The organism is Rhizobium leguminosarum (assembly GCF_004123835.1).
Taxonomy (GTDB): domain Bacteria; phylum Pseudomonadota; class Alphaproteobacteria; order Rhizobiales; family Rhizobiaceae; genus Rhizobium; species Rhizobium leguminosarum_M.
In genome coordinates this window covers 25,407-45,749 of sequence record NZ_MZMU01000017.1, presented here as the reverse complement: position 1 = coordinate 45,749, position 20,343 = coordinate 25,407, and the positions used below count along the sequence as shown (strand labels likewise).

Below are 20,343 nucleotides of genomic sequence, written 5' to 3'. Positions count from 1 at the left end.
CCTGTCGTGAAACGTCCGCTTCGTGCCCCGATTGCGGACGATCGCTCGACCTCCTTCGGCTAACGGATAGACGGGAAGAGCTTGACCTCAGCCCGCCGCCTGGAGAAGCGCCGCATCGCTGAAGGCGGGACCAACTACCCCGGCGAAAGACGCTCCATAGAACCTTTGGCTATGCGGCGTCGCTCATAGCAACCCGCCCCAGTTCTGCCGATAGCCATGGGTCCACCGACAGATCCTCTCGGATCAGGCCATGGCTCCAGCGGTTACGCGATTGGGGAGCATGCCAAGGTGGACAATCGACAATCGGGTATGCCAACGACATCGGCCCCGTGAAACCTGGCAATATCGACCTGCTCGCTGACATGCCGCAACCATGTGCCCTTGTTCAGCCCTGGATAACGGCGGTGATGCACGGGGTGCCCATCATGCCAGCTGGTTTCCGACACCATGATTGGCTTGCGATAACGCCGCCAGGTCGCCATCAACACCTTCACGAACGACGTCCGCGCCGTATGAGGATAGTAGTTGACCCCTACAACATCGACATGAACCGCAGAGACAATCGCGTCGGTCGCCTCGAACTGACGGTCGCCCACGCCGGTAATGGGATCGTTTGTAAGGATGCCGACATCGGGATGATGATCGCGAGCGACGCGGGCCATGGTTACCGCCATGTCGATCGCCTCGTGCCGCAGCATTCCAGCGATCGACGGGTACAGCGATGGCTCATTAACAGGACAAAGCCACAGCCTGCCCGGGTCATTCACGGCTAATGATGCCTCGGCAGCGATTCTGGCGCAGCGAACCGGATCCTGGTTACGATGGTAATGCGACAGATCCCAGATGCCCTCGACACCGGCACGCCTTGCAGCAGCAAGACGCTCGGCGACATGATGACCGGGCACGAGCCCGTCGCGCACGGTCGTCATCCGATGTTCACCAGCGATCCGGTAATGATCGAGCATGTGGGATTGTGCGGTGTGTCGCGTCGTGACGAGGAGGTCGTGGCGGCCGCCGTGGACCAGCCCGCACTCGAACCCCGCTATGACCGAGCTCTGAAAGAGGGGCTTGGTTTGAAAAGGAAGGGAATGCTGCAGCGACGTATTACCTTGCGTGGTACTCATTTCACGAGGTCGGAGTGATCAAGATTTCAACATAACTCCACCCCACAAACAAGCTGGCCCTAAATCAGGACACGATGTGTCGTCGACCCGAAGAGGCAAAAGCCAATGAAATCTGCTCTGCGTGTTACACCTATTCTGGTTTTCCGCAGCACGGTCCCGGCGTTGGTGGCTTGCTCCGCAGGCTCTAAAGTTCCCAGTGGTCGGTGCGATCCCGTAGCTGCACGGGCACTTAATGGGCAACCAAAGCCGACCCACGAGCAAGCCAAGCAACGAACTGGAGCGACAATCGTACGCCAGATCGCTCCCGGCCTGCCCGTCACCCATGATTACCGAGATAACAGGGTGACCCTCGAGAGCGATCACGCCTCAGGCCGCGTGGTGGGGGCGACCTGTGGATAAGTTGGCAACAAAAGGTTCTCGGATAAGTCGTCGTGATGTTTGATCAGCAGCCAGTTGGTGCGCTTGCCGCCGTCGGGCCAGCAACCGGCTCACGAAGGGCCTGTTCGATGAGCGGCTCCCCCTTTTTGTATTTCTCCCGCACATAGGCTTTCATGCTCATCTCGGTTCTGCCGCCCGAGCGTCTCGCGCAAGTCGGGTTGTCGCATTTTCAGGTCGTCAATCTTCTCTGCGCGACCAGATTGCCGACGGAGACCTGCACGGGTTCGTCATTCTGGTTCAGCGTGGTCGTGCGCACCTTGACCGTTCCCCGGTCGGGCTTCGAACGGGAGGGGCGCACCTCCAGCACCTCGATCAGCAGATGCAGCTCATCGCCCGGCCGGACCGGCCGCGGCCAGTTCAACTCGTCAAAGCCCGCGCCGATGACTCCGCCAGCCAACGAAAAACCGCTATCGACTGTCAGCCGCATGGTGATCGCCGCCGTGTGCCAGCCGCTCGCGGCAAGCCCGGCGAACAGCGTGGTCTTTGCAGCCTCGGCATCCAGGTGAAACGGCTGCGGATCATATTCCCTGGCGAAGCGATGGATGTCCGCCTCCTCGACCCTATGCCGCCCGCTCGTAAAGCGCTGCCCCTCGGACAGGTCTTCCAGATAGAGCTTCGTCATGCTTCCTCCCCTTTTCGTCATACAGTTGTACGCACTCCGCCAGCCTTCGGGTACACTGCCATGCAGGTCGATGTTCGCTGTCTGTGCAACTTGTCGTCTGCGCTTTCCGCCCTGCCCTCGCAGGCGATCATCGTGCGGCCCCGCGATTGGTGCCGTTATGTGTGCGCCGATCGCGGTACGGATCGGATGGGTGAGGGCGATATCGGTCTGTCCATATCACGACTCCTGCAAGCCCGCGCGTCCGGCCTTAAACTCCAGTGTCAGGCACGGGCGCGTGTCGTCGCGCGCGGCGCTCCCGCGGGTGCGCTTGCTGCATCGAGGCGCGCGATCTGCTCTGCCGAAAGGGTCAGCGCCGCCGCGCCGATATTGCTCTCCAGTTGGGCAAGCGATCGCGATCCGATGATTGGCACTGCGCCATGTGTCATGGCCCAGGCGATGGCGACCCGATCGGGACTGGCGCCAGCCTCGTCCGCGATCTGCAGCACCGCGTCGATCGTGGCGGTGCGAAGTGGCGTGTCCTCCGCCTGGAAGACGCGGCCGCCAAAACCTTCGGCGCGACCGGTCTCGCCCTTGCGGTATTTGCCGGTCAACACGCCGCCGCCCAGGGGCGACCACGTCACCGTGGCGATCTCCAAAGCGTTACAGGCGGGGAACAGGTCGGCCTCGGGCTCACGATGCACAAGGCTATGTTCGAACTGCGCGGCGGCAATCGGTACCGCGCGCGTGAATTCGGCTAGCGTCGCCGCGCGGGCTACGCGCCAGGCGGGAAAATTGGAGAGGCCAGCATACAGGATCTTGCCAGCGCGCGCGAGATCGTCGAGGCCGCGCACAATTTCTTCCATCGGCGTCAGACCGTCAGGATGATGAACCCAATAGAGGTCGATCCGGTCAGTCTTCAGTCGCTGCAGGCTCGCCTCGACCGAGGCGGCCATAGCCTTGCGGCTGTTGCCCGTCACCAGCCGATTGGCATTCGGCGTTGAGCCGCTGCTGAACTTTGTGGCAAGCACGAAATCCTCCCGCCGTCCTTCCAGCGCCTTTCCCAATATCTCTTCCGACTGGCCGAACTGATAGACATCGGCCGAGTCGATGAAATTGCCCCCTGCCGCGGCGTAAGCGTCCAAAATGGCGACCGCCGTCTCGGGATCGGCGCCATATCCCCAGCCGGTGCCAAAATTGCCGGTGCCCAACGCCAGTCTGGAAAGCTGAAGGCCGGTCCGGCCGAACGTCGTATAGTCCATTGAATATATCCTTGTCTGAGGTGCTGGCGGTCAGGCGGTCAGGAAGGTCTTGGCCTTCGCCAGGAAGGTGTCGTGATACTGGAAGATACCGCCATGCCGGCATCGGGGTAACGAGTTCGGCGCCGGGGATGCGACGCGCCAGATCGGACGAGTTCTCGCTCGGCACCATGATGTCATGATCGCCATTCGCCACGAGGACGGGCGTGCTGATGGTGTTCAAAGGTTGCTGCGCCTGGAGGCCCCAGGCTTTGATCGCCTTCAACTGACGGAGGAAGGCTTTCAGCGAGACCGTCTTGTCGCGATCGCCGGTGCGCTCCTTAAGCCGTGCGAGGAATGATTTTGCCGCTTGCCTGCTCTTGCTGCTCGACGTGAAGAACAGATAGAATTTTGGATCACGGAAGGTCAGCAGGCCCTTGATGATGAGCGGCCACGAAACCCGGCCAACGCGCTCGATCCCGGTCCCGCCCGCAGGCCCCGTGCCGGCAAGGATGGCGCGGCGGACGAGATCGGGTGCGTCGAAGAGGATTTGCTGCGCGACGAAGCCGCCGAGCGAGAAGCCAATCAGGTCGGCAGACTTCAGTCCCAGCGCCCGGATCGTGGCGATCGTGTCGGCGGCCATTTCGGCCACACTGAGCGGTGCCGTGCCGCCGGAATTACCGACACCGCGGTAGTCGAGCGCATAGACCGGCCGAACCGACGCCAGACCCTCGACGATCCTGGGATCGAAATTGTCGAGGTTGGCGCCCCAGTGATTGAGCAGCACAATCGGCACCCCAACATCAGGCCCGAGCCGGCGATAAGCGAAACGCGTGCCGGCAGCCTCAACGTGTTGGGTCGGTGTTATCTTCCAGTCTGCATCGTGCGTGTTGGTATTCATATTGCGATCCTTGTTTCGAGATATCGCGTCACTTGAGCGTGACGACCTTTCCCTTGGCGCGACCGGTGTCGATGTAGGCGAAGGCTTCGTTCAGCTTCTCGAACGCGAACGTACGATCCACGACTGGATGGATCGTGCCGTCTTCGATGAGTTTCGTGATCTGCTCGAGCTGGCTTCCGTCGGCGCACATGAACAAAAATGAATAGTCGGCGCCCGCGCGCTTCGCCTTGCGACGGATGGCCGAACTTAAGAGGCGCAGCACCAGCCGAAGCACTGCATTGAGGCCCTTGGCGCGTGCGAAGGCAGGATCGGGCGGACCGGAGATCGAGATCAGCTTGCCGCCGGGCTTGAGGACCTTCAGAGATTTTTCCAGCGTTGTTGCGTCGAGGCTGTTGAGGACGACATCGTAGTTCGACAGTTCTTCCTCGAACTTCTGACTGCGATAGTCGATGACGACATCCGCTCCCAGTTCCTTCAGCATCGCGGCATTGGCGGCGCTCGCCGTCGTCGCAACGATCGCGCCGAGATGTTTGGCGAGCTGGATCGCGAACGTGCCGACCCCACCCGACCCGGCATGGATCAGCACTTTCTGTCCCGGCTTGATCTGCGCGCGCTCCACCAACGCTTGCCAGGCCGTTAGGCCAACCAGCGGGATCGACGCGGCTTCCGCCATCGATAGATTAGCGGGCTTGACCGCCAGGTCGCCCTCTTTGACCGCTATGCGCTCGGCAAAGGCGCCGATCTGCCCGTCACGGGGACGTGCGTAGACCGCGTCACCGACTTTGAAACGCCGTACGTTTGCACCGGTCTTTATGACGCAGCCGGCCAGGTCATGGCCGAGCACAAGCGGCGGCTTGTAGGGGAGGATCGGCTTGAATGCGCCGTCGCGGATCTTGGAGTCGAGCTGGTTGAGACCGGCTGCCTCAACCTCGACCACCACGTCGTCGGGTCCGGGCACAGGATCGGGCATGTCGCCGTAACGCAGCGCCTGTTTTTTTCCGTAGCGGTCGAGGATGAAGGCCTTCATGATGCTGCTCCTCCCGATCAGGCGTCAGTGGATACGCGAGCGGTGGGATAGTCAGTGTAGCCTTCCCCGCCGCCGCCATAGATTGTCGCTGAATTCATCTGGGCAAGCGGAGCGCCGCTTTGCAGGCGCTCGACCAGATCGGGATTGGCGATGAAGTGGTGGCCGAAGGCGATCAGATCGGCCTTGCCCTGGCTGAGGCGCAAATTCGCCAGCTCAAGGTCATAACCGTTGTTGGCGATGTAGGTTTTGCGGAAGCGCTGCCGCAGCGCGTCGAAATCGAATGGCGTCGCATCGCGAGGGCCGCCGGTGGCGCCCTCCACCACGTGGATATAGGCGATGCCCAGTCCGTCGAGCGCTTGGACGACGTGGTTGAATTGCGGCTGCTCGTCACTCGCCGGCACGATGCCGCTGGCCGGCGACACCGGCGAGAGGCGGACACCTGTGCGATGCGCGCCGATCTCGTTCGCCACGGCGGCTGTCACTTCGACCAGCAGCCGGGCGCGGTTCTCGATCGAACCGCCATAGGCGTCGGTGCGGACGTTTGCGGTTTCGCGCAGGAACTGGTCGAGCAGATAGCCGTTCGCGCCATGCACCTCGACGCCGTCGAAGCCGGCCTCGATCGCATTGGCGGCAGCTTTGCGGAAATCCTCGACGATGGTCGGGATTTCGCCGGGCGCCAGCGCACGCGGCTCGGATACATCAGCAAAACCATTGTTCACGAAGGTCTTGGTCTCGGCGCGGATTGCTGACGGCGCAACCGGAGTTTCACCACCGTGAAGGTCGACATGGCTGACGCGGCCGACGTGCCAGAGCTGGACGAAGATGCGCCCGCCCTTGGCATGAACCCCGTCCGTCACCTTGCGCCAGCCCGCGATCTGCTCCGGCGTGTAGAGGCCGGGCGTATTCTGGTAGCCTTGGGCTTGCTGCGAGACCTGCGTTGCCTCGGTGATGATGAGTCCTGCGCTCGCGCGCTGGGCATAATAGTCCGCCGCCAACTGGCTGGGCACGAGGCCCGCGTCGGCGCGGTTGCGCGTCAGCGGCGCCATGACAATGCGGTTGGCCAGCGTAAGGCCGCCAAGGTCGTAGGGGCTGAACAGGTCTTTATCTGTCATTGTCGGTGTCTTTCGTTTTTTTGATCTAGATTCATCTCGGAGGTTGGAAGCGGGCTCAGGCGTCCGCGAGATAGCGAGCGGCCGGCCGGGATTGTCCAAAACCCGGGATCATGGCCTGACGCGCCGCCTCGAATGCGTCCCATTGGCCCACATCGTGCAGCGGCGGTATGGTAACCGCCTCGCGCCGGTCGAAGCCAGAAAGCGCGGCATCCACCAGATCGTTCACTTCCATCACCACCTGCAGTGTATCGACATCGATCCCGGTATGGTCCCAGATTTCGGTTCGGGTGGTGGCGGGCAACACCGCCTGGACATAAACTCCAAGCGGTCCGAGCTGCAGGTTAAGGGCCTGCGACAGGTGAAGCGCGAAGGCCTTGGTCGCGCCATAAACGGCCATACCGAATTCCGGCGCTAGGCCGACTACCGAGCCGATATTGATGATCGAGCCTTCCCCAGCTTGCGCAAGACGCGGAGCGATGGCGTGCGCAAGGCGCACCAGAGCGGTCGTGTTGAGCGTCACCAGCCGCTCGATGTCGTCCGTCGTCTGCTCCACGAAGGTCCCTGCCAGGGTGGTCCCGGCGTTGTTGACGAGGATCCCGATCCGCGCATCGTCGCTGAGCCGTGTTTCGACCACAGCGCGCTCTGCTGGATTGGCGAGGTCGGCGGCAATGATGTCGATTGCAACGCCAGTCTCAGCCCGCAGGCGTTCGGCCAGGGTCTCCATACGCGCTGTATTTCGCGCGACGAGTACCAGGTCGTGGCCGCGCTGCGCGAAGCGCTCGGAGTAGCCTGCGCCGATACCGGTAGAGGCGCCGGTAATGAGGACGGATGGTTTGGCGGTCATGGTATTGCCCTTTCGCGGCATAGAAACTATATTCATGATGATTGTCATCAATGAATCTAAATATGTTGGCTATCATCAAAATGTCAACATTGCTCGGAGAACAACGCAAATGAAAGTGAGCCCGGAGCAGAAGGCGAAGAACCGTGGCCGCATCCTGTCGGAGGCAGGACGCCTCTTCCGGCAGAAGGGTTTTGATGCCGTCAGCGTCGCAGAAGTAATGCAAGCCGCGGGGCTGACCCACGGCGGCTTTTACGGACATTTCCGGTCGAAAGATGATCTGGTCGCCCAAACCATTCTCCATGCCGTCGGCAGCCAATCAGCGACAGAGGGTATCAGCGACTGGATCGAGACCTATCTTTCTACGCCCCATCGTGACCATCCGGATCTGGGCTGCCCCATGGCCGCTCTCGCGGGTTTCATGCGGCAACAGGCTCCAGAGGCACGCGCTTCGATGGCGCAGGTTCTCGCCACGCAGATTGCCACTCTTACCGAGATGATCCCGGGTGTTGATCCTGTCAAACGCCGTACAGCTGCCATCGGCAGCTGGTCTGCAATGGTTGGTGCGCTCATCCTCGCCCGTTCGATTGATGATCCCACCCTGTCGGAAGAGCTCTTGTCCGGGACGCGGGCGTGGATCGACGAAAAAAGACGCCCAACGCGCCCGACCCTGCGCAGAAAGGCCGCGCGGCATGAACATCCTTGAAAGCAACCATGGTCTCGACGGTCACGACCAGTTAGAGGCCCTCATGCGGGCCGGTATTCAGCCGCCGATTGGTGAGACGCTGGAGTTCGCTCTTGTCGAGCTTGAGCGCGGGCGCGTGGTGTTCGAAGGAACGCCATCTCACAAGGTCTTCAATCCAATCGGCTCAGTACATGGTGGTTATGCTGCGACACTACTCGACAGCGCCTGCGGCTGCGCCGTGCATTCGAGTCTCCCGGCAGGCCAGGGCTATACGACGCTCGAATTGAAAGTGGCGTATCATCGCGCCTTGAGTGAGAGTAGCGGGCAGGTCCGGGCTGAAGGAAAGATTGTCTCACTTGGTCGACGTGTTGCCTTCTCCGAAGCGCGGCTGGTCGACTCGGAGGGCCGGCTCTGTGCGTCCGCAACCTCGACACTGCTTGTGTTCCCGATCGAGCCGCGATCATCTTGACGCAGGCCCATTGCGCTTGCGGAGGATTGCAGTTTCATCTCGGATCGCCAACCGCATACAGAGACAAATCATCTCATCACGAATTCATATAGAGAAGTCTTTCGCGACGAGCCCGCGAGCCCCGTGTGCGGGAAACGGGGCCGACGTTCAAAGCCGATATCTGCGTCGGCCCGCTGACCTGCCCGTCAGCGGTCGGCGAGTAGACTTGACGGTCGTGTCGCGTCGGTTCTGGTGCGATGCGGTTCCCTGCGGGCGGCGCATCTTCTGCGAACAGTTCGACAAAGATGGTCTGGCTCGCTATGGCCGCCGCACTCAACGGCTCGAGACGATCGTCCACCGTCTTGGTTTGGCGCATGGCAGCATACCAGCTGCAGCTTTTGCCAATCTTGTCTGATGATGCCGGCGACAATCTGGTAGGGGGTAGCGGGGCCAACCTTAATTGCCGGCCCTTTGCTGCAAACGATTGCGGCCTTGCCCTGCAACGCGCTTAACGAAAATCGTGTGTTTTCGTCAACCGTGAATGGGTTGATAGGATCTGCTGTTGCCGAAATAAAAACGGCAATCTATTACTTCGTTCATCGCTGCCTTGCTGTTTGAACGTCACGACGCGGAGGCGCGCCAAACATGCGAGAATACTCGCGGCTGAACTGGGGTACACTTTCGTATCCCACCCTGACCGCTGCGGTATTGGCATCGACCCGCTCTGTCAGCATGAGATTTCGGGCTGCATAAAGACGCAGGCTTTTTTGGTATTGAAGCGGACTCGTCCCGGTGAGACGTCGAAAATTATGGTGAAAGGTCGAGCTTGCCATCGCGGCCAGCGCTGCAAGCTCTTCTATCCGCAGCGGCTTCATATAGTTGCTCTTCAACCATTCGAGAGCGCGAACAACACCCGTGGTCCTGTATCCTTCGCTCGCCATACGCGTTAGCCAGTTTCCAGCCTCGCTTTGAAGCAGGCGCACGTAGATCTCGGACTGGATGATGTCCGCCAGCAATGGAATATTGTCGGGCTTGAGGGTTAGATCGACCAGGCGAGAGAATGCATCCAGCAATTCCGCGGACGCTCGGCCTCGTGCGATGCCGACAGGGTCGACCGAAGCATCCGGCTCCGAAAGTCCCATCTTTTTTGCTACGTCGTGAAGCCTGTGCAGATCGATCCGCATGACCAGAGAAACATAAGGCTTGGCTGCTGAAGCTTCGATCACATGCGCTGAGGTCGGAACATCGATGGAGGTGACGAAGAAGTCACCAGGCTGAAAGAGCATGTCATCCTGATCGAACATGACGCGCTTCGCACCGCTGAGAATGATCGCGATGCAAGGTTCGTAAAAACATCTGCTTGGTTCGTCCGGCTGTGAAAGCTTAAAAAACTTCAACCCGGAAAGTCTGCTTGGATTCGCGTTTTCACTGGCGCAAACGCTTTGTACCACCAAAGCCAATCCGAGAAGCGCAGTCTGTGATGATGTCCAGCGCTCATCGGTTGCCTGAAACTGTTTCATTTCGGCACCTCTCGTTCAACTCCGCAAAATGTGATCGCGAAGAAAGATCCGGCGATCAGGTATCGACAGGATTGTGCAAAAAATCAGTCGAATCAAGATCACGTCGGATGAAAGCAACTCCTATTCTTATCTCCAGTGGTTTTGGTTTCGCATCTAAAAATTGAGAGGCGGAAGCGTGACCCGAAGTCGAGCAAGAGACGGTCAATTCGTCACGGAGAAAAGATTGAAAAACATTATCCTCGCAGCGGCTCTCTCGCTGGCTGCAATAGCTCCATCCACAGCGTGCGCTCAGGAAGCCGTCGTCATATCGGACAATCCGGAAGTGCTGTTCACCAGCCCTGACCCGAATCTGAATGCCAACAAACAGGTGGTCTACAAGATCATTCTCGAGCTTCTGGAAGCTGGCCATTGGGACAAGGCCAGCCAGTATATCGCCGACGACTATATCCAACACAACCCGAATGCTCAAAGCGGACTAAAGCCGGTCGTTCAGTACTTCACCGAAGTGCTCAAGGTGCAACCCAAGCCCATTCCCGCGAAAATTAGCATGAAGATTGCCGACGTGGTTGCAGAGGGCGATCTGGTGGTCGTGACATATGCGCGGACCGAAAAGGATCCGAAAGATCCGTCCAAGACCTACAGCACGACGTGGTTCGACATGTGGCGCATTAAAGACGGCAAGGCGACCGAGCATTGGGATCCAGCCTTGCTCAACGAAGCGCCTGATCTACGCTGATCAGCACAGGTCCGAGAATCCCCGCCGGGACCATCTTGATCGCTAACACAGCCTATGCCGCCAGCCGCGCGGCGCAACGCTTTTACCTTCAGATAATCACCAGGATACTTTCATGGAACGTCGGAAATTTCTCGCCGTGGCGGCTGGCAGCGCAGCTGCCACGATGGTTGCGCCCTATCTTGCAAGCGCGCAGAGCCCATCATTTGAAGCGCAAACGGTACAGGGTACCGTCATGGCGACCCGCGGTGAGATCACGGGTACGACCCTCCCGCTTAACGGCCCTGCCGCCGATGGAATACGGTATCGCCCGCGGTTCCGCTTCGGAATGGGCGGAACCCAGATCGGCAACATATTCGCTCCCATCAGCGACGCTCAAGCTCAGGCAACCCTGCAGGCAGCCTGGGACGGTGGCGTCCGCCATTTCGACACATCCCCCTTTTATGGCCACGGCCTTTCGGAGCATCGACTGGGCGCATTCCTGCGGGATAAGCCGCGCGATGCGTTTCTGGTTTCGACCAAAGTTGGCCGTGTTTTCCACCCGAGCCGACAGCCCCTTGCGCCGACTCTTTGGGCTGAGAAGCTGAACTTCTCCTATGAGTATGCCTATACGGCCGAGGGCGTGCGCCGGTCTGTGGAAGATAGTCTGCAGCGCCTCGGCCTCGCCAGCATCGACATCGTTTATATCCACGATCTGGGTCCGGAAAATACGGAACTGCCGCAACCATGGACCCGCGCCTATGAGATCGCCCGCACCGGCGCGATGGTCGAACTGGAGCGGATGCGCGATGAGGGTTTGATCAAGGCATGGGGGTTCGGGATCAATCGTCCGGACGCTGCAGTAAAGGCGGCAACCGATGACGCCCCAACGCCTGATATCGTCCTGCTTGCCTGCCAATACAGCATCATTGACCACGAAGAGGCTCTGAAGACTACGTTTCCGGCACTTGCCCAGAAGGGTATTACCGTAACTTTGGGCACACCGCTGAACGACGGGTTTCTTGGCGGACGAAATCGTTACCATTTCAGTGACAAGCTGCCGGCCGGCGCTGTCGAAAAAAGGGCTCGTCTGGCCGCGGTCGCCGATAGACACGGCATTGATATCCGCACCGCGGCACTTCAGTTCGCGGCTGCGCCTTCGATCGTTTCCGCGATCGTGCCCGGCGCACGCGCTCCTGGACAGGTCGGGGCCAATATCCAGTCGATGAAGGTCGGCATACCGAAGGCTTTTTGGGACGAACTGCGCAACGAGCAAATCATTCTGCCTGAGGCACCCGTTCCGGCTTGACTTCCCCTCGTAAAACTCCACGCCGCGCTCAGGGATCCGGGCGCGGAAAAAACACAATACCACACATGTATAGCTCTCGTCACCATGGTCGGACCCAAGTGGCGGAGCTGCTTCTCCGAAGGATTTCGGTTCGCAGAACACCGACGTTTTCGTATTCCGCCAGCCAGACCCCGCGGACTTGCTATCGGCCGCGCGTTTGGCAGTACTTCGACCGCCGAGCTTCTAAGTTTTCGTGGGAGCTTTGTAGTGGACGATCAGTAGGGAAAAACGGACGTTCAAGCATACATAGTATCGACCCCTTGACGTATCGTGATCGTGCTTCCGCCATGGGGCGGATAAACGGAGATTGCAATGATCGTCATTACCGCTCCCACCGGTGACATCGGTAGCCAGGTGCTCGAGAAATTAGTCGGCGCTAGTGAGCCTGTCCGCGTCATCGCGCGTGATCCTTCGCGCATCCCCGCAGACATTCGCGCGAAAATCGAAGTCGTCCAGGGATCGCACGGCGACCTCGATGTTGTGAACCGGGCTTTCGAGGGCGCTGATGCGGTGTTCTGGCTCCTGCCTCCGGATCCTCACGCAGAGAGCGTCGAAGCGGCCTACGTGGACTTCACCCGACCGGCCTGCGAGGCGATCAGGAGACATCGCGTGCGGCGGGTCGTCGGGATCTCCGCGCTTGGTCGCGGAACGCCATTGGCCAAGGACGCCGGATTCGTCACGGCTTCATTAGAAATGGACGATCTGATTGCTGACACGGGTGTGAACTACAGGGCACTGACGATGCCCTCATTCATGGACAACCTTGCCCGCCAGGTCGAGACCATCAAGAACCAGGGGATGTTCTTCTCGCCCATCGCCGGCGACCGAAAGTTGCCGGCCTGCGCCTCCCGCGACATTGCCGCTGCCGCTGCCAGACTGCTCCTCGATTGCTCCTGGACGGGGCAGGGCCATCTCTCGGTGCTCGGCCCCGAGGATCTTTCCTTTAACGACATGGCGCAGATCATGACGGAGGTCCTGGGCAAACCCGTGCGCTTCCAGCAAATCCCTTTCGAGGCGTACAAGGCCCGTTTTGTCGGCTTCGGCATGTCAGATGCAATGGCGCAGGGCATGACTGACATGGCGTTCGCCAAGAACAACGGTCTCGACAATGGCGAGCCGCGGACGCCGGAAAATACCAGTCCGACCAGTTTTCGCGAGTGGTGCGAAGACGAGTTGAAGCCTGCTGTCCTCGGCTGACCCAAAGATCAGCCCTTCATCTCAACATACGATTTTTCCCAGAGGAGAAAGCGCCATGCTTTTGACCGGCAACAGGATCCTGATTACAGGCGGCACCAGCGGCATCGGCCGCGCGCTGGCCGAGGCCTTCCATCGGTTGGGCAACCAGGTCATCATTGTCGGGCGTCGCCAGGCGCTCATCGATGAAATCGTCACCGCCAATCCCGGCATGCGCGGTCTGCCGCTGGATGTTCAGGATCCGGCTGCCATAGACGCCTTCGCGGCCGAGATCCGAAAAGCTTTCCCGAACCTCAACGTGCTGATCAACAATGCCGGCATCTCCAGGGCTGAGAATCTTGGCAGCGATGCGTCGGACATATCGGTGTCGCTCACGATCATTCAGACGAACATCCTCAGCGTTCTCAGTCTCACCGCAGCCTTGCTGCCCGTCCTGAAACGCCAGCAGCAATCGACGATCATCACCACCACGTCGGGTCTGGCCTTCGTTCCCTTCGCACCTTTCCCGACCTATTGTGCCAGCAAGGCCTTTCTTCATTCCTGGCTGCAATCTTTACGCTTCCAGCTTCGCGAAACATCGGTGGAAGTCCTTGAGCTCGCTCCGCCTTACGTGCAAACCGAACTCGCCGGCTCGCGCCAGTTGACAGACCCCCACGCAATGCCGCTCGCGGATTACATCGAAGAAGTCATTCAACTCCTCGGCACCCCGGATCAGCCGCGCGGGGAAGTTCTCGTCGCGCGGGTCAAGACACTTCGATGGGCCGAGCGAGGTGGGGATTATGAGCGGATATTCGAGGCCAACAACAATCGGTGAGTGTTAGGATGCGTTGAGACAGAATTGTGGACTTGCCACATAGATCGGTCGCCTGGAAATCTCTCAAATAATCGGTGCCGACCGTCAGTTTTTTCAAATCTACCGCCTGCCAATCCGTCCGTCAGAAGGAAGAGTGCGTTCCATGAAAAACCCGTCCCGTCGTTTCATCCTCTCATCCGCATTGCTTGTCCTCGCTCTATCGGGCGGAGGAGTCCTTGCCCATCACGGTGTTACCGGCCAGTACGATATGAGCACTCCCATCGTTATCGGTGGAATGGTCACGCGGACGACTTTCGCACCACCCCACCCGATCGTGACGGTTCGTGTCGAGCAAACCGATATCCCTCCCGGCAATCTTGATCGCCCCGACGAATTCCGAGGGGAGTTCGTGGTGCGTCCCGAGGACATCGGTCAGGATCGCGAGGTCGAGTTGTCGCCGGTTCGCACATTCTACGATCTCGCAGACCGCGTTCGTGTCGGAGATCGGGTGCTGATCGTTGCGCTACGCAATTGCCTGGCGCCAAATCAGTTGCGGAGTTCATGGATCCGGCTCGCCGACGGTGATGTCGTCTCTTATGTCGGCGGTCTTCACCGGAGGGTGGACGGATGCAATTAGCGGAGCTTCTTCTTTGGATCGAGGGCGTTCCCGCTGTTCGCTTCATCTCGACGGCGACAGTGATTTATCCGATGATATCCACTCTTCATCTGCTGGGCATAGCCCTGCTCTTCGGCTCGATCATACCTGTCGATCTTCGTCTGCTGCGCGTTCTCGGACCACAATTCGATCCCGTGCTGCAATCGCTGGTCCGGTTTGCCGTATTCGGATTTTTGCTCGCCGCCATCTCGGGCGCGCTTCTCGCATCCATTCGCATCACGGACTATGCCGAAAATCGCGCCTTTCTGATCAAGCTGAGCATCGTGTTTCTGGCTGGCGTCAATGCCCTGGTTTTGCGCCTGAAGTCGATTACCCCTGGCATTGCCGACAGCGGCGGGCGACCGTATGGCCGGATCGCCGGAGCGATCTCCGTGTTTTTATGGACGGGAGCCGTGCTGGCTGGGCGTTGGATCGCATTCATTTGAGCGGCGATTTCGGCAGCACCCTCTTTTCGGTGTGTTGCCTGTGGTATTTTCACTCCCTAAGCAGGTTGGCGGTTCCCGTGATGACTGACGGTGCCAATTCGAAAGGGCGGTAGAGATGATCCTGATCGACGAAGTCCTTGAGGGGCTGCGTCTGCACAGCACGGTGTTCTGTCGCATGACGCTGTCGGGCGATTGGGGTTTCGCAAAGGACGCGCTGGGTGGAGCGCCGTTCCATCTGCTGCTGACGGGACGTGCGTCGCTTCTCAAAGACAATTTGGAGGAACCCATCCTGCTTGAGCCGGGTGACATCGTCGTTCTGCCCCGGGGTGAAGCCCATCGCCTTGTGTCCCACCCCGAAGCGGAGACCATCCCCTTTCATGAAGTTTCGACGAGCTTGGGTATGTCGCCTTGGACGCCGGGTACGCGATTTAAGGCCGTGGATCTGCGGATCGGCTCGGGCAGCCCGACCACCACATTGATATCCGGCGTTTTCGATTTCGGCGACCGCAGGCGCAATCCACTTCTGGCGGCTTTGCCATCGGTCTTCCTTCTGCGCGTCGCGTCGCAGACGCCCACAGCCAGCACGGTGGCGACGCTGACCACTCTTCTGGATTCCGAACTCCTCTCCGGCCTTCCTGGTGCAGAAAGCGTCAGCGCCAGGCTTGCCGACATTCTCTTCATTCAGGTCGTCCGCAGCTACCTGACGTCTGCCGGTGAGCTGCCAAGAGGGTGGCTGCGCGGTATAACGGACAGCGAAATAGCGCCTGCACTGGCGCTCATGCATCGTGCGCCGGAGCAACCCTGGTCTGTGGCGACGCTGGCGCGCGACATCGGTATGTCCCGCTCGCGTTTCGCAAGGCGGTTTCACGACGTCGTCGGGCAAGCACCGCTCGAATATCTAACGCATTGGCGAATGTATCAGGCGGCGGGGATCCTGGCGGATGGCAAGATCGCACTTCCAGCGCTGGCCGCCTCCGTCGGCTACAGGTCGGAAGTCTCGTTCAGCAAGGCCTTCAAGCGCTGGGCGGGGCGGCCGCCGGCAGAGTATCGCCGCTGGCTGTTGGCAAAAAAGTCTCACGAATTCGAGCAAGGCGAAAGCCAATAGACAGCGGCATAGCTGGACGATCGGTTCGGGACTAAAGACTTCCTCTATCGTGCGTATCGCTTCTGCGGTTGGTATTGTTGGCTGCTGGACAATGACGATCCTCAAAGGAGCCCGCCATGAACGCCATCAATGTAGCCGTCCAAGTGACAGGCATCTCGTTTCAAATGCATATTGGCATCGCTCGACCGGATGCGCGCACACGCGCCTCCCCCGACCTGGACGCTGAGTGTGCCGGACAAAAGGGGTACTTGGCATGAGCGCGCGCAAGAACCCGCCGGTCGAGACCAGCTCCGCCGACAATTGCGCTGGTCACAATGAACCTTTTGCGGTCTCCCGTCGAACCGTGCTCGGGGTTGGAGCCGCGGTCGTCGCCGGGTCCCTTCCTGCCAGCGGTTTCGGTCAAGGTTCCGAAATAGCTGAGATTCAAATCGAGCCATTGCCTGGTGACCCCGCGCATTCGCTTCAGCTTCAGACCACTGTCAACGGCCAGCCGGTCGCGGTTTTGATCGATGCGCGGACATCGCTTCTCGATCTGCTTCGCGAGCGGCTTGCGCTGACTGGAGCTAAGAAGGGCTGCGATCATGCGCAATGCGGCGCCTGCACCGTGCATGTGGACGGGCGTCGCGTCGCATCGTGCATGACGCTGGCCGCCAAGATGGAAGGCCGGCACGTGCTAACGATCGAGGGTTTGTCTGGCAGCGAAGGCCTGCATCCCATGCAGCAGGCATTCATCGATCACGACGCGCTCCAATGCGGTTACTGCACGCCGGGCCAGATCATGGCCGCGGTCGCCTGCGTGGCGGAAGGCAACGCGACTTCGCGAGAGCGGATTCAGGAGTTCATGAGCGGCAATATCTGTCGATGTGGCGCTTACGTCGGAATCGTTGCGGCGATCGAGGATGCCGCGGCCAAGATGGGGAGAGGCTGATGCAACCGTTCAGCTACACAAGCCCCCGTTCGGCACAAGAAGCGGTCGCGACGTTTGCCAATGCAGGCAGAGGCGCGCGCTTCATCGCCGGAGGCACAACGCTTTACGACTTGATGAAACTGGATGTCGAACATCCCGGTCATCTGATCGATATTACCGCGATCGAAGGTCTGAACGGCATCGACTCAAGCGGTGAGCACCTGCGTTTCGAGACGCTGGCCCTCATGAGCGCGGTCGCTGCCGACAGCGTTGTTGCGCGGGATTACCCGGTGCTCGCCGAAGCCTTGCTGAAGGCCGCGTCGCAGCAGATCCGCAACATGGCAACCGTCGGCGGAAACCTGTTGCAGAAAACCCGCTGCATGTATTTCCGAAACGGGGCGAACGGCGTCTACCCGTGCAACAAGCGCCAACCTGGCAGCGGCTGTGCCGCAATCGGCGGGCTCGATCGCGGTCAGGCCATTCTGGGCGCCAGCGGATCCTGCACGGCGGTCTCGCCGGGGGACTGGCCGGTTGCGTTGCTCGCCATGGACGCTTCGATTGAGGTTCTGGGACCGCAGGGCTCTCGCACCTTGCCGGTCGGGGATCTCTACAGGCTGCCGGGCAACACGCCGCATCTGGAATTCACGTTGGAGCCCGGCGAGATGATCACGGCGATCGTCGTGCCCAAGAGTCCGGCCGGCCTTCGCTCGACCTATCACAAGATCCGCGATCGCGAGTCCTATGCTTTTGCGCTTGCCTCCGCAGCCGTTGCACTCGAAACGGACGGTGACGTCGTTACAAAGGCGCGCATTGCGCTGGGCGGTGTGGCGACCCGTCCATGGCGGGCCCTTGACGCCGAACAGGTCCTCATCGGCAAACGGCTCACCCCTGATATCGCGCTTGCAGCGGGCCATGCAGCCTTCAACGACGCCCGCCCCGGTCGTCACAACGGTTTCAAGGCCGAACTCGGCGCGCGCACCATTGGTGACGCGCTCCTCATTGCTTCTGAAAGGAACCGCACATGACCGCTGCCCCGTTCAACGATCGCGCCCGCGTCGACGCCTATGACAAAGTGCGTGGCGTAACCCAATATGCTGCAGACATACAGTTTCCGCGCATGCTTTACGCGATGACAGTGCCATCGCGCGTCGCAAAAGGCCGCATGACCGCGATTGTCACCGACGCGGCGATGCAGGTGCCGGGTGTGGTGCGTATTCTGACACCGGCCGATTTCCCGCCACCCCCTGAACCGACCGGTGAAGACGGGCCACCACCGCCCCCGCCGACACTCGAAATGGAGATTGCCTATCGCGGACAGCCCATCGCCCTTGTGCTTGCCGAAACACTTGAAGCTGCAGTCCAAGGCGCCGAGGCGATCCGACAACGCTTCGCCGACGCGCCATTTTCATCCGTGATCGATAGCGAGGGCAGTAAGCGCGAGCCGGTCGAGGACTGGGTTGCGGGCAACGCGGAACAGGCTATGGCCGGCGCGGTCACCACTATCGAGGCGTCCTACGAGTCTCCGACGCAGCATCACAATCCAATCGAACTGCTAACGACTACCGCAGTATGGGCGGATGGCCGGTTGACTATCTATGAATGTTCACAGGGCGTGAATGTCACAAAGGGGTCGGTCGCGGCCGCTTTGCGCCTCGATCCGGCAATCGTCGATGTGAAAAGTGCCTATATCGGGGGTGGATTCGGCCAGAAGGGACTGGCACAACGGCAGACGGCACTCGTTGCTCAAGCCGCCATCCTGACCGGCCGACCGGTGAAACTGGTATCGCCACGGGGGCAGATTTTCCACGTCGCAACTTATCGCCCGAACAGCCGCCACAAGGTCCAGATCGGTGTTGACGTCAATGGCAAGATGATCGCAGCGAACTATCATGCCGAACACGAGCAGTCGCGGACGGGATTTTTCTCGCCCGCCGAATATCACGAATCGCCGATCCGCATGTACGGTATCGAGAATTACCGGGGTACGGCGGCGAACATACGGATCGACCGCCAGGCGCCAGGCTACATGCGTGCGCCGCATCCTCAGGCTTCGTGTTTCGCGTTCGAAAGTGCCGTCGATGAACTGGCCCACAAACTCGGCCGCGATCCCGTCGCCTTCCGGATAGAGAATGATACGCAGATCGATCACAAGACGGGAAATCCGTTATCCTCGCGTTTCCTGAACGAGTGTCTGATCGAAGGTGCCAGGCGGTTCGGCTGGGAAAGGCGTTCAGCAATGCCCGGATCGATGAAGGCAGACGACGGCACGCAGATCGGTTGGGGGGTCGCCGCCGGCTGCTATCCGTCGATGATGCCGCCGGCGATCGCAACGTTGCGGATCAATGCCAATGGAAGCACGCGCTTTGCGACCTCGGGTCACGAGATGGGACAGGGAATTCGCACAGCGATCGCCGCTATCCTTGTCGAAGGTCTCGATATCAGCACCGACAAACTCGAAGTGGTCATCGGCGACACGACTGCGGCACCTCAGCATATGACCGCTGGATCATGGGGAACGGCAGGCGCAATTCCCGCAACGGCCAAAGCTGTCGAGCGTATGCGTGCAGCGGTTGCAGAACTGCTCGAGGGCCGTCAGATCGCGGGCAATCTTCACCAGCAGCTTGCTTCCGTCCGGCGGCCGTTCCTTCAGGTCGAGGTGTCCGAAGTCGGTCCGGGCCAGAATGCCGATGCCATAGCGGCGCTGCGGCAGGGCGGGTTCGTGGTAGCTGGCCCCGAATATCCAGATTTTACCACGATGAGCTATATCGCCCATTTCGTGGAAGTTCGGATAGAACCGCGAACCCGGCGCATCCGCATGCCGCGAGTCGTCAGCATTGCAGATTGCGGCCGCGTGATCAGCCCCCGCACAGCGGAAAGCCAGATTCGCGGCGGTGTGGTCTGGGCGTTCAGCGCCGCCTTGCGCGAGGCGACCGAGATCGACCCGCGCTTCGGCGGCTATCTGAACAACGACCTTGCCGACTACGTTGTCGCCGTCAATGCGGATATCGGGGAGATCGATGTCGGTTTCGTCGACAAGCCGGACCTGCTGGCCAATTCGGTCGGCCTGAAAGGTCTTGGGGAAGTCGCTATGGTCGGCGCCTCCGCGGCGATCGCCAACGCCGTCTTCCATGCCACAGGCAAGCGCCTGCGCGAGCTGCCCATCCGTATCGAGCACCTGCTATGAGGCCCAGCGGCGCGCGTTCAGCTGTGCACGGACCTGAAGACCATGCCGGTCGAGGGCATCGATGCCT

20 protein-coding genes and 1 pseudogene are annotated in these 20,343 nt (G+C 60.3%); 13 read left to right on the top strand and 8 right to left on the bottom strand.

What is annotated here, in order from left to right; genetic code table 11:
• Positions 1-263 precede the first annotated feature (263 nt).
• Positions 264-1,124, bottom strand: a complete 861-nt coding sequence (locus B5P46_RS24605) for a glycosyl hydrolase 53 family protein (protein WP_129421012.1) — start codon at positions 1,122-1,124, stop codon at positions 264-266.
• Positions 1,125-1,229: 105 nt separating this feature from the next.
• Between B5P46_RS24605 and B5P46_RS24600 the strand changes: the two genes are divergently transcribed.
• A complete protein-coding gene (locus B5P46_RS24600) occupies positions 1,230-1,523 on the top strand; it encodes an I78 family peptidase inhibitor (RefSeq protein ID WP_129421011.1) in 294 nt (97 codons plus the stop codon).
• Positions 1,524-1,731: 208 nt separating this feature from the next.
• Here B5P46_RS24600 and B5P46_RS24595 read toward each other — a convergent pair whose 3' ends face one another.
• The 6 genes and pseudogenes from B5P46_RS24595 to B5P46_RS24570 form a co-directional block, all read right to left on the bottom strand.
• Positions 1,732-2,184, bottom strand: coding sequence for a MaoC family dehydratase (locus B5P46_RS24595; protein WP_129421010.1), 453 nt, complete (start codon positions 2,182-2,184; stop codon positions 1,732-1,734).
• 260 nt (positions 2,185-2,444) lie between these two features.
• Positions 2,445-3,422: an aldo/keto reductase gene (locus B5P46_RS24590; protein ID WP_129421009.1), complete on the bottom strand. Its 978-nt coding sequence runs from the start codon at positions 3,420-3,422 to the stop codon at positions 2,445-2,447.
• Positions 3,423-3,452: 30 nt separating this feature from the next.
• Positions 3,453-4,299, bottom strand: a pseudogene (locus tag B5P46_RS24585) (alpha/beta fold hydrolase).
• 28 nt (positions 4,300-4,327) lie between these two features.
• Positions 4,328-5,326: an NADP-dependent oxidoreductase gene (locus B5P46_RS24580; RefSeq protein ID WP_129421008.1), complete on the bottom strand. Its 999-nt coding sequence runs from the start codon at positions 5,324-5,326 to the stop codon at positions 4,328-4,330.
• 17 nt (positions 5,327-5,343) lie between these two features.
• Positions 5,344-6,438 carry an alkene reductase gene (locus B5P46_RS24575; RefSeq protein WP_129421007.1) on the bottom strand — a complete coding sequence of 365 codons (1,095 nt, stop codon included), beginning with the start codon at positions 6,436-6,438 and terminating at the stop codon, positions 5,344-5,346.
• A 55-nt stretch (positions 6,439-6,493) separates the two neighbouring features.
• Entirely contained in the window at positions 6,494-7,282 is a 789-nt protein-coding gene (locus B5P46_RS24570; RefSeq protein WP_129421006.1) for an SDR family NAD(P)-dependent oxidoreductase, read from the bottom strand.
• A gap of 109 nt (positions 7,283-7,391) precedes the next feature.
• Here B5P46_RS24570 and B5P46_RS24565 point away from each other — a divergent pair, with 109 nt between their 5' ends.
• Positions 7,392-7,985: a TetR/AcrR family transcriptional regulator gene (locus B5P46_RS24565; RefSeq protein WP_129421043.1), complete on the top strand. Its 594-nt coding sequence runs from the start codon at positions 7,392-7,394 to the stop codon at positions 7,983-7,985.
• On the top strand, positions 7,972-8,433 hold the full coding sequence (locus B5P46_RS24560; protein ID WP_129421005.1) for a PaaI family thioesterase: 462 nt from the start codon (positions 7,972-7,974) through the stop codon (positions 8,431-8,433). Before B5P46_RS24565 ends, B5P46_RS24560 begins: the two co-directional genes overlap by 14 nt.
• Positions 8,434-9,008: 575 nt before the next feature.
• Here B5P46_RS24560 and B5P46_RS24550 read toward each other — a convergent pair.
• Positions 9,009-9,932, bottom strand: coding sequence for an AraC family transcriptional regulator (locus tag B5P46_RS24550; RefSeq protein ID WP_129421004.1), 924 nt, complete (start codon positions 9,930-9,932; stop codon positions 9,009-9,011).
• A 223-nt stretch (positions 9,933-10,155) separates the two neighbouring features.
• Between B5P46_RS24550 and B5P46_RS24545 the strand changes: the two genes are divergently transcribed.
• From B5P46_RS24545 to B5P46_RS24500, 10 genes are all read left to right on the top strand, one after another.
• Positions 10,156-10,668, top strand: coding sequence for a nuclear transport factor 2 family protein (locus tag B5P46_RS24545; RefSeq protein WP_129421003.1), 513 nt, complete (start codon positions 10,156-10,158; stop codon positions 10,666-10,668).
• Between the two features lie 232 nt (positions 10,669-10,900).
• Positions 10,901-11,953 carry an aldo/keto reductase gene (locus tag B5P46_RS24540; RefSeq protein ID WP_206735397.1) on the top strand — a complete coding sequence of 351 codons (1,053 nt, stop codon included), beginning with the start codon at positions 10,901-10,903 and terminating at the stop codon, positions 11,951-11,953.
• A 351-nt stretch (positions 11,954-12,304) separates the two neighbouring features.
• The gene (locus tag B5P46_RS24535; RefSeq protein WP_129421001.1) at positions 12,305-13,189 is read left to right on the top strand and encodes an NAD(P)H-binding protein; all 885 of its coding nucleotides are present in this window, start codon (positions 12,305-12,307) and stop codon (positions 13,187-13,189) included.
• A 55-nt stretch (positions 13,190-13,244) separates the two neighbouring features.
• A complete protein-coding gene (locus tag B5P46_RS24530; protein WP_129421000.1) occupies positions 13,245-14,000 on the top strand; it encodes an SDR family oxidoreductase in 756 nt (251 codons plus the stop codon).
• Between the two features lie 142 nt (positions 14,001-14,142).
• Positions 14,143-14,616, top strand: coding sequence for a DUF6152 family protein (locus tag B5P46_RS24525; protein WP_129420999.1), 474 nt, complete (start codon positions 14,143-14,145; stop codon positions 14,614-14,616).
• Entirely contained in the window at positions 14,607-15,080 is a 474-nt protein-coding gene (locus tag B5P46_RS24520; RefSeq protein WP_129420998.1) for a hypothetical protein, read from the top strand. The genes B5P46_RS24525 and B5P46_RS24520 overlap by 10 nt, the downstream gene beginning before the upstream one ends.
• Before the next feature lie 115 nt (positions 15,081-15,195).
• Positions 15,196-16,185 (top strand): AraC family transcriptional regulator, encoded by a 990-nt coding sequence (locus B5P46_RS24515; RefSeq protein ID WP_129420997.1) that lies wholly within the window; start codon positions 15,196-15,198, stop codon positions 16,183-16,185.
• A 253-nt stretch (positions 16,186-16,438) separates the two neighbouring features.
• A complete protein-coding gene (locus B5P46_RS24510) occupies positions 16,439-17,113 on the top strand; it encodes a (2Fe-2S)-binding protein (RefSeq protein WP_164986544.1) in 675 nt (224 codons plus the stop codon).
• Positions 17,113-18,117: an FAD binding domain-containing protein gene (locus tag B5P46_RS24505; protein ID WP_129420996.1), complete on the top strand. Its 1,005-nt coding sequence runs from the start codon at positions 17,113-17,115 to the stop codon at positions 18,115-18,117. Before B5P46_RS24510 ends, B5P46_RS24505 begins: the two co-directional genes overlap by 1 nt.
• Positions 18,114-20,276, top strand: coding sequence for a xanthine dehydrogenase family protein molybdopterin-binding subunit (locus B5P46_RS24500; RefSeq protein ID WP_129420995.1), 2,163 nt, complete (start codon positions 18,114-18,116; stop codon positions 20,274-20,276). The genes B5P46_RS24505 and B5P46_RS24500 overlap by 4 nt, the downstream gene beginning before the upstream one ends.
• The last annotated feature ends 67 nt before the right edge of the window (positions 20,277-20,343 follow it).

What these genes read in the sequence shown, in the direction of transcription:
- B5P46_RS24505 (WP_129420996.1), top strand. Translation starts at nt 17,113, where the DNA reads ATGCAACCGTTCAGCTACACAAGCCCCCGTTCGGCACAAGAAGCGGTC.
- B5P46_RS24580 (WP_129421008.1), bottom strand. Translation starts at nt 5,326, where the DNA reads ATGAAGGCCTTCATCCTCGACCGCTACGGAAAAAAACAGGCGCTGCGT.
- B5P46_RS24540 (WP_206735397.1), top strand. Translation starts at nt 10,901, where the DNA reads ATGGCGACCCGCGGTGAGATCACGGGTACGACCCTCCCGCTTAACGGC.
- B5P46_RS24520 (WP_129420998.1), top strand. Translation starts at nt 14,607, where the DNA reads ATGCAATTAGCGGAGCTTCTTCTTTGGATCGAGGGCGTTCCCGCTGTT.
- B5P46_RS24550 (WP_129421004.1), bottom strand. Translation starts at nt 9,932, where the DNA reads ATGAAACAGTTTCAGGCAACCGATGAGCGCTGGACATCATCACAGACT.
- B5P46_RS24575 (WP_129421007.1), bottom strand. Translation starts at nt 6,438, where the DNA reads ATGACAGATAAAGACCTGTTCAGCCCCTACGACCTTGGCGGCCTTACG.
- B5P46_RS24600 (WP_129421011.1), top strand. Translation starts at nt 1,230, where the DNA reads ATGAAATCTGCTCTGCGTGTTACACCTATTCTGGTTTTCCGCAGCACG.
- B5P46_RS24590 (WP_129421009.1), bottom strand. Translation starts at nt 3,422, where the DNA reads ATGGACTATACGACGTTCGGCCGGACCGGCCTTCAGCTTTCCAGACTG.
- B5P46_RS24525 (WP_129420999.1), top strand. Translation starts at nt 14,143, where the DNA reads ATGAAAAACCCGTCCCGTCGTTTCATCCTCTCATCCGCATTGCTTGTC.
- B5P46_RS24530 (WP_129421000.1), top strand. Translation starts at nt 13,245, where the DNA reads ATGCTTTTGACCGGCAACAGGATCCTGATTACAGGCGGCACCAGCGGC.
- B5P46_RS24595 (WP_129421010.1), bottom strand. Translation starts at nt 2,184, where the DNA reads ATGACGAAGCTCTATCTGGAAGACCTGTCCGAGGGGCAGCGCTTTACG.
- B5P46_RS24510 (WP_164986544.1), top strand. Translation starts at nt 16,439, where the DNA reads ATGAGCGCGCGCAAGAACCCGCCGGTCGAGACCAGCTCCGCCGACAAT.
- B5P46_RS24535 (WP_129421001.1), top strand. Translation starts at nt 12,305, where the DNA reads ATGATCGTCATTACCGCTCCCACCGGTGACATCGGTAGCCAGGTGCTC.
- B5P46_RS24570 (WP_129421006.1), bottom strand. Translation starts at nt 7,282, where the DNA reads ATGACCGCCAAACCATCCGTCCTCATTACCGGCGCCTCTACCGGTATC.
- B5P46_RS24500 (WP_129420995.1), top strand. Translation starts at nt 18,114, where the DNA reads ATGACCGCTGCCCCGTTCAACGATCGCGCCCGCGTCGACGCCTATGAC.
- B5P46_RS24560 (WP_129421005.1), top strand. Translation starts at nt 7,972, where the DNA reads ATGAACATCCTTGAAAGCAACCATGGTCTCGACGGTCACGACCAGTTA.
- B5P46_RS24605 (WP_129421012.1), bottom strand. Translation starts at nt 1,124, where the DNA reads ATGAGTACCACGCAAGGTAATACGTCGCTGCAGCATTCCCTTCCTTTT.
- B5P46_RS24565 (WP_129421043.1), top strand. Translation starts at nt 7,392, where the DNA reads ATGAAAGTGAGCCCGGAGCAGAAGGCGAAGAACCGTGGCCGCATCCTG.
- B5P46_RS24515 (WP_129420997.1), top strand. Translation starts at nt 15,196, where the DNA reads ATGATCCTGATCGACGAAGTCCTTGAGGGGCTGCGTCTGCACAGCACG.